11 protein-coding genes and 1 tRNA gene are annotated in these 12,775 nt (G+C 39.1%); 5 read left to right on the forward strand and 7 right to left on the reverse strand.

The window, feature by feature from the left end; genetic code table 11:
- Positions 1–171 precede the first annotated feature (171 nt).
- Both LQZ76_RS01175 and LQZ76_RS01180 read left to right on the forward strand, forming a co-directional pair.
- On the forward strand, positions 172–954 hold the full coding sequence (locus LQZ76_RS01175) for a (S)-acetoin forming diacetyl reductase (protein ID WP_230097947.1): 783 nt from the start codon (positions 172–174) through the stop codon (positions 952–954).
- Positions 955–1,112: 158 nt separating this feature from the next.
- A complete protein-coding gene (locus LQZ76_RS01180; RefSeq protein ID WP_230097948.1) occupies positions 1,113–2,234 on the forward strand; it encodes an NADH-dependent flavin oxidoreductase in 1,122 nt (373 codons plus the stop codon).
- 84 nt (positions 2,235–2,318) lie between these two features.
- On the opposite strand, the gene LQZ76_RS01185 is transcribed toward LQZ76_RS01180, so the two are convergent.
- Together LQZ76_RS01185 and LQZ76_RS01190 are read right to left on the reverse strand one after the other, a co-directional pair.
- Complete coding sequence (locus LQZ76_RS01185; protein WP_230097949.1) at positions 2,319–2,627, reverse strand: hypothetical protein; 309 nt, start codon at positions 2,625–2,627, stop codon at positions 2,319–2,321.
- Between the two features lies 1 nt (position 2,628).
- Positions 2,629–3,069 (reverse strand): MerR family transcriptional regulator, encoded by a 441-nt coding sequence (locus LQZ76_RS01190; protein ID WP_230097950.1) that lies wholly within the window; start codon positions 3,067–3,069, stop codon positions 2,629–2,631.
- A 187-nt stretch (positions 3,070–3,256) separates the two neighbouring features.
- On the opposite strand from LQZ76_RS01190, the gene LQZ76_RS01195 reads away from it, so the two are divergent.
- Together LQZ76_RS01195 and LQZ76_RS01200 are read left to right on the forward strand one after the other, a co-directional pair.
- Entirely contained in the window at positions 3,257–4,210 is a 954-nt protein-coding gene (locus LQZ76_RS01195; RefSeq protein WP_230097951.1) for an aldo/keto reductase, read from the forward strand.
- 31 nt (positions 4,211–4,241) lie between these two features.
- A complete protein-coding gene (locus LQZ76_RS01200; RefSeq protein ID WP_230097952.1) occupies positions 4,242–5,105 on the forward strand; it encodes an aldo/keto reductase in 864 nt (287 codons plus the stop codon).
- A gap of 104 nt (positions 5,106–5,209) precedes the next feature.
- Here LQZ76_RS01200 and ribB read toward each other — a convergent pair whose 3' ends face one another.
- From ribB to fucP, 4 genes are all read right to left on the reverse strand, one after another.
- A complete protein-coding gene (gene ribB / locus LQZ76_RS01205; RefSeq protein WP_230098032.1) occupies positions 5,210–5,869 on the reverse strand; it encodes a 3,4-dihydroxy-2-butanone-4-phosphate synthase in 660 nt (219 codons plus the stop codon).
- A 359-nt stretch (positions 5,870–6,228) separates the two neighbouring features.
- Complete coding sequence (gene larD, locus LQZ76_RS01210; protein WP_230097953.1) at positions 6,229–6,942, reverse strand: D/L-lactic acid transporter LarD; 714 nt, start codon at positions 6,940–6,942, stop codon at positions 6,229–6,231.
- A 524-nt stretch (positions 6,943–7,466) separates the two neighbouring features.
- Positions 7,467–8,162, reverse strand: a complete 696-nt coding sequence (locus LQZ76_RS01215) for a C40 family peptidase (RefSeq protein ID WP_230097954.1) — start codon at positions 8,160–8,162, stop codon at positions 7,467–7,469.
- A 353-nt stretch (positions 8,163–8,515) separates the two neighbouring features.
- Positions 8,516–9,844 (reverse strand): L-fucose:H+ symporter permease, encoded by a 1,329-nt coding sequence (fucP, locus tag LQZ76_RS01220; protein ID WP_230097955.1) that lies wholly within the window; start codon positions 9,842–9,844, stop codon positions 8,516–8,518.
- 267 nt (positions 9,845–10,111) lie between these two features.
- Here fucP and LQZ76_RS01225 point away from each other — a divergent pair.
- A tRNA-Asn gene (locus tag LQZ76_RS01225) sits at positions 10,112–10,183 on the forward strand.
- A gap of 59 nt (positions 10,184–10,242) precedes the next feature.
- Here LQZ76_RS01225 and LQZ76_RS01230 read toward each other — a convergent pair.
- Entirely contained in the window at positions 10,243–12,705 is a 2,463-nt protein-coding gene (locus tag LQZ76_RS01230; RefSeq protein WP_230097956.1) for a polysaccharide lyase 8 family protein, read from the reverse strand.
- Positions 12,706–12,775 lie beyond the last annotated feature (70 nt).

Consider the following 12,775-nt stretch of genomic DNA (forward strand, 5'->3'; position numbering starts at 1 on the left):
TAAAAAACCGATATATCAACTTTTACTCGTGGTATTGTGAAAAAATTATCAAAATATTGTTGCATTTTATTATCGAAGGATTATACTTACCTTGTAAGCAACAAAGCGTTAACATTTCAAACTTCGTTGCCTGTTTCACAAATAAATTAATTTGAAATAGGAGTCTTTATTATGACAAACGTAAATGGAAAAGTAGCATTTGTAACTGGTGGTGGTCAAGGAATCGGTGAAGCAATCAGTCGTCGTCTTGCAAATGACGGTTTTAAGGTTGCGGTTGCTGATTATAACTTAGAAACTGCTACTAAAGTCGCTGAAAGTATCCAAGCCGCTGGCCACGAAGCCATCGCGGTTAAAGTTGATGTTGCCGATCGTGATGCGGTCTTTGCCGCTGTCAAAGAAGCAAAAGAACAACTTGGTGGTTTTGATGTCATCGTTAACAACGCCGGCCTTGGCCCTCAAACCCCATTTGACACCATCGATTACGACACTTACCGTCGCGTATATGATGTTAATGTTGGTGGTACTTACTGGGGTATTCAAGCGGCTACCGAAGCCTTTAAAGAACTTGGCCATGGTGGTAAGATTATTAACGCTTCATCTCAAGCTGGTCAAGTTGGTAACCCTGGCCTTGGTGTCTACAGTGGTACTAAGTTTGCTATTCGCGGAATTACCCAAGTTGCGGCCCGTGATTTAGCACCATTGGGCATTACCGTTAATGCTTACTGCCCAGGGATTGTTAAGACACCAATGATGAATGACATTGCTCAAAAGACTGCTGATGAAGCCGGCAAACCATTCGAATGGGGCATGGAACAATTTGCCCAAAACATTACGTTGAAACGCTTATCAGAACCTGAAGATGTGGCTGCTTGTGTATCATACCTTGCTGGTCCTGACAGTGATTACATGACTGGTCAAGCCCTTCTTATCGATGGTGGAATGGTGTTTAACTAAACCCCTAACACATATTCATCACTGCCCCCCAAAATTAAATATTACGACTAAAAAACGTTAACGAGTTCGTTAACGTTTTTTAATTTTCACTAAAGAAAAATACCAGTAAATATATCAATGCTATACTAAGAAAAACTATTAAAAAGGACCAAAAATTAATGACTGCTTACTCATTTTTAACGCCATTTACTTTTAAGAATGGGGTTACCCTTTCAAATCGAATTGTGATGGCCCCAATGACTAACTCAGCAAGCTTCTTTGATGGCTCCGTCACTGATGATGAAATTGCCTACTACGCTGCTCGTAATACGGTTGGTTTACAAATTACTGCTGTTGCGAATGTCGATGCCACCGGTAAAGGTTTTGAAGGCGAACTTTCCGTGGCTGAAGACCGGTTCATTCCTGGTCTTACTAAATTAGCGAGTGCCATGAAAGCTAACGGTGCCAAAGCCATTTTACAAATTTTTAGTGCCGGCCGCATGACTAATTCAACCATTTTACGGGGCCTTGAACCCGTTAGTGCCAGTGCGATTCCAGCTGAAAATCCGCATGCCCAAACGCCCCATGCCCTAACAGAACCTGAAGTTACAGCTTTAATTGCGGCCTTTGGTGACGCAACGCGCCGGGCCATTAGTGCCGGTTTTGATGGCGTTGAAATTCACGGAGCCAATACGTACTTACTCCAACAATTCTTCTCACCGCACAGTAACCGCCGCACTGATCAATGGGGTGGTTCCGTTGAAGCGCGGATGCAACTCGGGCTTGCCGTGATTAAGAGTGTCTTGGCCGCCAAAGCCCAATACGGCGACGACCAATTCATTGTTGGTTACCGCATTTCACCCGAAGAACCTGAAACACCAGGGATTCGCTTAGATGATACGCTTAAATTTGTTGATGTTTTAGCGGAACAACCCTTAGATTATTTACACGTTTCAACCCGTAGTTTTGATCAATTACCTTTCCGTGAAGCCACTGATGTAACGACGCCAATTAACGCCCAAATCAAGGCCGTCCTCAACGACCGGTTACCATTAATTGTTGTTGGTGGGATTCAAAGCCCAGCTGACGTCCAAAATGCCTTAGCGGCGGGTGCTGATTTAACCGCCCTTGGTCGTGAACTTATTTACGATCCTCAATGGGTTCCCAAAATAATCGCAAACCAAGCTGACACCATTAACTACACCCTTGATCTTAATAACCTCGATGAATTAGTAATTCCGCGTGGATTTGCATATATTTTACAAACTGTCTTTAAGGGCATGATTGATTTTAAAGATTAACCAGCCCCGTATTTTAAGATGAGCTGTTCATTTTAAAAACGGACCTTAATTTAAAAAAAGTCGACCATTAAATGGTCGACTTTTTTAATGTGCAGTAACAAGCAAAACAATGACTGCGACTGAGATAATTAAACGAATTACATGATGTTGCCAGTGAAAAAAGGTTGTTAAGCCACGATATAATGCTAAGAGTTGATACGCAATAATTGCTGCAATTGCCACAATCGTAAATAGTTGCCAATTAGCGAAAAACGCACTAATTAACGTAATTAAACTAACCATAATATGGATAATATACAATTTATTTTCTTCTTTAATTAACACTTGAAAACCAGCAAATAACATTAACAATGCATATAAGCCAATTAAAATTCGTAACATTAACATGGCCATTTTATTCACCCGCCTTAACGAATTTAATATCCGGATCAAAGATTGATAAATCAAAGTTATCTTTGACATATTCTTCCGTTCCCATATCGCAAGCAACTTGATAATATTGCACTTTTCGCTTAAGTTTTTCAATATTTTGTTTTTGTTGTTCAATGCGTTCTTGGGCTAAAATTACTTGCCGTTCAAAAAATTCTAAGCGCCCCGCTAAAGTGGCATCCCCCTCTTGGGTCATCTCAACAAACTGGCGAATTTCTTCTAATTCTAATCCCGATTGCTTTAAACAAATAATTAATGACACAAAATCCAAATCATCTTCGGAAAAGGCCCGCCGACCAGCTGGATCACGTTTAACAAACGGCATTAAGCCTTGTTTATCGTAAAAACGAAGTGTAAATGGTGAGATATTAAATTTTTTTGATACTTCACTAATTGAGTATGTCATGTCTAACCTTCCCCTTTTTGGTTAATTAGTCGCCAGTGATTACCCGAAAATTCTTATATTTTTACTAACTTAAAAATAGTTTACCACTTATCTTGACTTAGATATATGTCTAAGTTGTACTATTAAGCTAGTGCTTAAAAATAAATAAATTACAGCACATAAACGAATAATAATGGAGGATTTAACAATGCGCGAATTTAAAATTGGTAACACAGATTTTAAAGCTTCAGCAGTTGCGCTTGGAATAATGCGGATGGAAGCTTTAAGCGCTGACGCCGCTGCCAAGACCTTAGAAACTGCCTTTGACGCCGGCATTAATTTTATTGATTCTGCTGACATCTACGGAAATGGTGCTTCAGAAAAGGTTTTCAAGGAAGCCTTGGCTAAGTCTAGCATCAATCGTGACCAATTATTCATTCAATCAAAAGGCGGAATTGTCTTAGATCAAGCCCGTAGTCACGGTAGCTTTGTCTTTGGTAAACGCTATGACTTCTCAAAACAACACATTCTTGACAGTGTCGATGGTATCTTAGAGCGCCTTGGCGTTGATTACCTTGACTCATTCTTACTCCACCGTCCTGATCCACTAATGGAACCAGCAGAAGTTGCCGAAGCCTTCGACAAACTTCAAGCGAGTGGTAAAGTTCGTCACTTTGGGGTTTCTAACTTCAATCCCCAACAAGTCGACTTAGTTCAAAATGCGATTAACCAAAAATTAATCATTAACCAACTTCAATTTAGTATCATGCACTCCGGGATGATTGACCGCGGCATGCACACTAACATGGCTGATGAACGTAGTATTTCACACGATGGTGGTATTCTTGAATACTCACGCCTTCACGATATGACCATCCAAGCGTGGTCACCATACCAATTTGGTTTCTTCGGTGGAACTTTCATTGATAACCCTGATTTTGCTGAACTTAATGAATACCTTGGTGAATTAGCTGATAAATATGGGGTTACTAAAAACGCCATTGCCACTGCTTGGATCATCCGGATTCCAGCCAACATCCAAGTTATCTTGGGCGCGATGACACCTGCCCACATTATTGAAAATGCTGCCGGGGCGGATATCGAGTTAACGAAACAAGAATGGTACAACATTTACTTCGCTGCTGGTAACGATTTACCATAAGCGCAATTTATTAAAATAACGAGGTAGAGAAATGTCTGAAGATTTTACAATTACATCAACCGTTACTTTAAACAACGGTGTTGAAATGGAACGCTTTGGTTTAGGAGTTTGGCAAGCTGAAAACGGTGAAGCGACACCAGCTGTTGCTGCGGCCATCAAAAACGGTTACCGTTTAATTGATACTGCCAAAGCATACGGTAACGAAGCCGACGTTCGCACCGGGATTGAACAAGGGATTGCTGAAGCCGGGATTTCACGTGAAGATTTATTCATCACCACTAAGCTTGCTAATCCTGATCACGGTTACGACTCAACTTTAGCTAACTTTGAAGGTAGCCTTGAACGCCTTGGTTTAGACTATGTTGACCTTTACTTAATTCACTGGCCCGTGACTGGTAAGTACAAGGATACTTGGAAGGCCATGGAAAAAATCTATGACCAAGGTTTAGCTAAAGCGATTGGAGTATGTAACTTTAACCAAGAAACGATGGAAGATTTGTTGACTGATGCTAACATCGTCCCAGCCGTTGACCAAATCGAATTGCACCCATTATTGCAACAACCTGATATGGTGCAATATGCTGACGATCACAACATCCACTTGGAAGCATGGTCACCCCTTGGTGGTGGTAAGGTTCTTAACAATCCTGTTATCGGCCAAATCGCTGCCAAATATGGTAAATCAGCCGCACAAATTTTAATTCGTTGGAGTCTTCAAATGGGCTTTACAGTTATTCCAAAGTCTGTCCACGAACAACGGATTATCGAAAATGCGCAAGTCTTTGATTTTGCTTTAAGTAAAGAAGACATGGACTTAATTGCCACTTTAGATGAACACTACCGTACAAGTTACTGGTTAACAAGCTTTGACTGGTACACTGGCGATGCTAAATAATTAGCCCACTACTTATATTTCTATTTCAATTCAATTCAAAAAACGGTCGCTCAGCTGAGCGACCGTTTTTATTTCTATACTAAGATAAATGGCTAATTAAAAAATTATTTAACGGCTAAAACATCAGCGGCTTGCGCAATGTTGTTAGCGTCCATGTATTCAATAATTTGGGCAATCGTGATGTATGGAATGTTTAATTTTTCAGCTAAAACAAATAAATCATCACGTTGAGCCATGTGACCATCTTCACCGAGGACTTCAATGATAATGGCAGCTGGTTGTGAACCGGCAAGTAATGCTAAGTCAACCCCAGCTTCAGTGTGACCAATCCGTTCGCGTAAACCTTGAGGCTTAGCAATCAATGGTTGGATATGACCTGGACGGTTAAAGTCAGTGGCTTGCGCATTCACATCAGCAATGTGGTTAATTGAGGCGGCCCGATCAAAGGCTGAAACTCCAGTCGTAACACCAGTGGCTTCAAAGTTACCGTCAACCGTAACTGTAAATGGTGTTTGGTGTGGGTCGGTACTGTTTTCAACCATGTCAGTCAAGTTCAACCGATTGGCGATTTCAGTATTAACTGGCACACACATCAAACCATTGGCTTCCTTTAACATTTGGTGAATAACGGCTGGGGTTGCTTCAGATGCCAAGGCAACCAAATCACCTTCGTTTTCACGATCCTCGTTATCTGAAAGGATTACAAAACCACCCTTTTTCAACTCTTCAAGTGCTGCTTCAACAGTGCTAAACTCTTTTTCCAATATCATACCCATCCATTCTCTTTAATTTATTATAGTTCGTTAACAAGACCAATTATATATCAATAAATTTTTTATTACAACTTTTTTATTCAATTTCTTAATTAAAATATGGTTATAACCTTTAAATGTTCGTGTTTAACTTTTATTTTTATATCTTATATTGTAACAAGTATCATTATAAATTTTAATCCATATTCCATCATAATTACCTTTTTTACAGTTGTCTAGTGGTTTCACCTTACATATTCAAGTAATAAAAAAGAGTGTGACCAACGACTTAGGCCACACTCCCTTAATACTACTTATTCTAATCATTCGCACTCTCTCAATACGAATAGTTATTAACTACAGTTGCCGACCTACATCCCAAGGTAGAATTTAGCAAAGATTGCCGCCATAATCGCTCCAGCAAATGGTGCGATTCCAGGCACGATAATTCCATATTGCCAATCACTAGCCGCTTTATCTTTAATTGGTAAGATTGCATGGGCAATCCGCGGTCCCATGTCACGTGCTAAGTTCATTGCAAATCCAGTTGGGCCACCAAGCCCCATCCCGATAGCCCAAACCAATAAACCAACAGCAATTGGTACCACGCCTGGCGTTTGGACACGTGAAATCGCTAAAATTGATGCCAAGAAGATAAAGGTTGCAAAAAATTCAACAAAAAAGTTACGAGGTAAATTACGTACGGCAGGTGATGTTGAAAAAATATTGCGAATTGTCACATTGTCAATATGCCCATATGAACTCTTAAATGAATCGGCATATAGCACATATACTAAACATGAACCAACAATCCCACCTAAAACTTGAACGAGCGCCGTTGGGAAGAATTGAAGCCACGTCATATTACCTAACAAAACTTGGACAAATGCCATTGCTGGATTTAACGTAACATTACCAAAGATAATCAATGAAATTGTAATTCCAAATGCCCAGGTTGTAATGGCAAACAAATGCCCCGAGCCCTGATATTTAGTATCGTTTAATACGACATCACAATGGACGCCGACCCCAAAAATAACCATTAATGCGGTGCCTAAAAACTCTGATAATAACTGATGTAACATCTTCCCTACCTACTTGATCAAGCGATCATAACCCTCTCTTGTCAAAAGTTATCCTTTGACCTAATTCATCATTAAATTTAAATATACTTTGCTCATTGATGAACATTATATAGAATAACACGCTTTTTAAATTTTGCAATCAGTTTTTATTAATTTTAGCACTATTGCTTAAAAAAGTTGTTAAAACGCTATTTAATCGGGTTATAATCACTAAAATAAATACTTTTTCTAATAGAAAATTAAGCAAAAACACTTAAGTTTGTTAAGTGATTAACTAAACTTATTTATTTCCCTTATTTAAGTTGTGATTTCAGGAAATAATTAATCCCCTTCATTTAGTTGATCGTAAAAGAGGTTCTAACATAACTCTTTTCGAGCACTAAATTGCTGCCAAAACGCGCTCCCAAAGTACGATATATTCAAATACAAAAATAAGTCCCCTGAAGAATTTTCTTCAAGGGACTTATTTAGTGTATTTCTCGATATCGCCCGACTTCTGTCGTAGCTCTTTTTACTTTATCTATCTAACGAATCACCCGACCAGCAAAGTTAGCCGGTGCCGCCATACCATCGATTTGAACCCCATGGGCTGGATCTAACGCATTGACATAATGCCCATCACCTAGTGCAATCGCAACATGATAGACATGCCCGCGTTGATTTTGCCAAAATAGTAAATCACCCGCCTGGGCGTGTTTAGTCGCAATATGGCGCGTTTGATCAGCTTGGGCTTGGGCTAAGTGTGGTAGTTGAACACCAAATTGTTGATACGCATAGCTAACTAATCCTGAACAGTCAAAAGCCCCTGGTTTAGCACTTCCCCAGACGTACGCGTTACCTAAAAATTGTTTGGCAAATTGCACCGCTTGTTGTTGTACTCCCGCCTTCCCAATTGATTCATCATTAGTGACGGCATTTGTCCTTGTAGGCGTGGCAATCGCTTCTGCTTGACTGCTATTAGCCAGCATTAACTTTTGGCCAATTAAAATTAAGTTTGGATCTTGCAAATGGTTGCTCTGAACAATTGCATCAATTGACGTATGATACTGCAATGCCAATTCTGAAACGGTATCTCCAGCCTTCACTGTTAACTGCGGCGGATTTTGCGGCGCCATCATTTGCTTAAACCGACTTGGTAAATCATCTATTACTGCTTTTTTTGGTGCTAATCGCCCCGCGGTTGCTTGTACTAACGATTGGCCATACCCATTTATTTCCATTTTGATGCTCTCCATTGCAGATCTATTATTTCGTTAATTAGTCTATATATATGATATCGGTCTTTTTAGCGATAGTTTAAGTATTTACCTAATATTAACTTTAATATCCCTAAAAAATAAGTTACTATCCTTATGAATTTGCTCACCTATCATATTAATCGTATTTTATTCAAAAAATATCCAATTATACCCCTGGGTGTATCTTTATTTTTTCTCATTTTTATTGTATTATTTCCCGAGAGTCAAACAAAAAGCATTAGTTTAATGTTATATATTTTAGTTGTTTTTCTCATTTTAACATTAAACAAAAAAAGATTGGTCGCATATTTACGACCAATCTTTTTTTGTTCTCTTTATTCGATATCGTGTTTAACTTCTGAAATGAAGTATAAACTTACGATGGCAAAACATAAAGCTGGGAATAAGAATGATAATTGTAATGATCCAAGTGAATCTGAGATAACCCCTTGGATAGCTGGAATAACCGCGCCCCCAACAATTGCCATAACCAATACTGCCCCGGCCGTTTCCGTGTGTTTCTTTTCAGTAACTGTATCCAAGGTGTGCGCGTAAATCGTTGGCCATTGTGGACCAAAGAAGAAGCTAGCTACTACGGCTGAGTAAATAGCGATATTACCAGATGCCAAGCTCGCTGTTACTAAAGCAATCGTGCCCAATACTGAGTAAACTGCTAATACTTTCGTTGGTTTAATCTTTGTAAAGAGTGAAGTTGCAATCACTTTACCTAAGAAGAAGACAATATATGAGTAAATTAAGTAGTTTGAAGCTTGTGCATCACTAATTGAGTGGTTTAAATCAAGAACTAACCGAATCGTAAATGACCAAACCGCCGTTTGCATTCCAACGTAAACGAATTGCGCCATAATACCTTTTTTGAATAAATGATTGTGAGCAAGGTATGCAAGTGTTTCACTTAATTTAGCCTTTACTTGGCCAGCCACAGCGGCAGGTTTTGTGTTCGGCATTGGTGTTAATGCCAAAAGAATTAACATTGCAATTAATACGAATAAAATGTATTTGTATGGTTGCAAAGTTAATTGCAACATTTTTTCACCATAAGCCAGCCGGGCGGCCCCATGTAAGCTTGCCATTTTTTCTGATAAATTACCAACTTGACCAAAAATCAAATATTTACCAAGTAAGATCCCGGTAATACTACCAATTGGGTTTAAAATTTGTGAAATGTTTAAGCGTAAATTAGCATGTTTTTTAGGTCCAAGTAATGAACTGTACGTATCACATGCGGTTTCTAAGAATGACAATCCAATCGCAATGGCAAAGATGGCAACTAAGAACATTGAATACGTCGCCACCCGTGAAGCTGGGAAGAACAAGCCGGCTCCTAAAATGTAAGCGACCAAACCAGTTAAAATAGCTGTTTTATAAGTTGTCTTTTTAATAACGATACTTGCGGGAATCGCAACTAGGAAATATCCACCATAGAAAGCTGATTGCACAAAAGCGGTTGCTGCGTCATTAAGTTGAAATACAGTCTTAAATTGAGTAATTAAAATATCATTCAGACTAGCTGCTGTTCCCCAAAGCGGAAACATCATCGAAACAATAATAAATTGTAAAATTGGCGTTTTACTTAAATAACCATCTGCTAAAACACCAAAATCACGGCGGTGCTTTGTTTTTGTACCTACTGCATTAATCATATCAGGCTCCTAGTTCATTTAATTATTTATTGGTTCATGCTTGAAAATATTGTAAGCGTTTTCATAGACATATGTTAGCATTATTTTTCCATTAATAAAACCATAAAACAACTATTTTATTATTTAAATATTAAATAATAAACCAAAAAGCCGACATTATCGTTATCTATGCCTTTTTATTTATATTAAAATAATTATTTTTAAATAATTTATTGACGTTCTTTTCCCATCGTTATATAATAATCACATAGAAATTTAATAAATCTTTGTCCAGTGGCACAATGGTACTGCGTTCGACTGTTAATCGAAAGAGTGTTGGTTCGATTCCAACCTGGACAGTAGTATGCGCTACAGACACAAAAAAGATGGGTGAAATTTTATTTCACCCATCTTTTTTGTTATTTAAAACTAATTTTTAACGCCTTACCAGCTAAATTAGTAAAGTTTAGTAAGTATTCCCCCGTTTGTGAATCATACGTAATTCCTTGACTCATTTTTAATTTAGCGGCCATTTTTTCAGGTAATTTAACCGCCACTTGCGTTGCACTCTGGGTTGGATCACTAAAAGTATATGTTGTGACACCCGCGTGTTTGGTTCGTAATAGTGCTAAGCCGTGATTGGTTTTAATTCCGGCTAATTCACCACCCGTGGGTTCCCAGAAATTAATGCCTAGATATGCATCATTAGTGGTTTTAACCGCTTGAATTTGTGCATTATTTGCTAAAATTTTAATCGGATTTTGTTGGGCCAATTTTTGCATCTTAGCCATTGATGCGTCTGGAACGAGGATATACGCATATTTACGATTTACCGGATTTTTGCCATGCTTAATAATCAATTTTTCATATTTCCCAGTGTAGGTTTTATGATTAGTAAACTTCTTATTAATATCGGCATAACGTCCTTTACGAATTTGTTGACTTGCTTCAATCGTGGTGTTTTCTGGGAAATAATATCCAATTGATTGTTGGGGTTTTGGCGCCTTGAGCATCAACCATTTAGTATCCTTAGCCGTACTTATCGGCTTGATTACCCCATGATCTGACAATAATTGATATTGTTTTTCATTACTCAACAACCGATCTTCGACCACCGTTTCAATCCCCGTATTACTAGTGCCGGTAATGCCCGCTCCTAAGGCTACGACTTGATTATCGACCATAAACCATGATTTTTTCGCCTGTAAATTCATCGGTACGGTTTGTTTGCCTAAATGCAAGCCTTGTTGATCTAGGGCCATACTAATTACGGCGTTATTACCATTGGTGACCCCACCAGCCCACGTATTTTGGGGCGTCGGTGCGACAAAACTATTCCCAACATTCGGTAAGGGCGTCGTATCAACCGTGGTCCCAGGTAAGCGATACGGATCAATTGTTGGCCAGTAACTTTCACCATATTGAATCCCGTCACCATTGTAAAGATATAGTTGGCCATCACCCATATGCCAACCATGTTTATTTTCACCATTACCGGCTTCAAAACTTGCCACGCGTTGGGAAGATAAACTAATTCCTAAACTAAATTTCTGACTTTGTTGCACAAAGCGCCCCATCGCCGTATATAGTTTCGTTCCTCTAAATGGGGCTTTAGTTGCTTCAATTTGGTGATTATTTTCCACCGCACTCAATAACCGTAAATCGTTATAATCACGGACACTAGCCCAGAAATATTTAGGATCTTTATTAACCCAATATTTCACAGCTGCTTGTAATTTAGTCTGTTGGGCTTTTGGTGCGGCATCGGCCACTAATAATAAGTTTGCCATGGTTGCAGGTTGCCAACCTTGGCCACCAGTTCCGGCTGGTGCCCGGGTTGCTCCTCGCCCTTCCACCATCGCCATCGTATTTTTTTGGTAAAGTAACGGAATAAATGCTTTAATGACTTCATTACTAAATTTTTCAGCAGACGCAGTTGGTAGTGCAAATGGGGTATTTTTAACCACTGCAAGGACGCGACTAGCTTGGCCAATCAGTGCATTTCCATATTCACCCGTATAGGCGACATCCGTGTGTTGAATAAAGGAACCATCACGATAAAAGCCATCACCTGCTTTAACTGGATTAAAGACCGCAACCACATTTTGCGTTGCGGTTGCAATCATTTTAGGATTTTGTTGTAAGATGCCTAACCCCAATACCGTACTGGCTAAATCAACGCGATTGGCGGCTGTGGCGTTAAAAGCTTGTTTAAAAATTACGGGGAAATTTTTATCTTGCGGCCGTAATTTCAATTGTTGCTCGGCATTAGGGACATACGTTTGAATAATTTTTAGATATTTTTGTTGATCAGTTTTGGGTAATTTATTACCCAAAATCATCAAAATATTAATAAAACTTTGGGGTGTCCCGATTTGCCAATCAAACCAGTTACCAGAGTAATGTTTACCATCATAACGGGTTGCCTCGGTCATAAATACCAAGCCCGCTGCAATTGTTTTTAATACTTTAGCATCATGGTATTGTTGAGTACCCATCGTGCCATATGCTAACGCCAACGTTTGTAAATTATTAAATTGATGCGTCATATTTGCCGAACCAACTTTACCGCCCCGTGCTTTCCAAAGGGTTGCTTGCCCCTTTAAATGAATGGTCTTCAATAGTTCTGTCGCTTGCTTATTAAGCTTGGCAACATACGCTTTGGACTGTGCATTATCAGGTAATTTATCGGCTGGTATTAATTGATTTTGCCAATTTGTTTGTAACACTTGATATTTATTAGTCGCTGGTTGTTGCATCGGCGTATTTGAATGCATGTGTTGGTAACCAACCACCCCACCACCTGCCGCCAATAAAACGACAACGGCTCCGGTAATATAAGCCTTACGATGTGATTGCTTTTTTTGATTGCGGAATTGCATCTTGGAATCCTCTTAAATTTTTATACAAAAAAACGGTAATTATCCCGATTGATAACTACCGCTTCATTGT

The organism is Periweissella ghanensis (genome assembly GCF_918814755.1).
GTDB classification, from domain to species: Bacteria; Bacillota; Bacilli; order Lactobacillales; family Lactobacillaceae; genus Periweissella; species Periweissella ghanensis.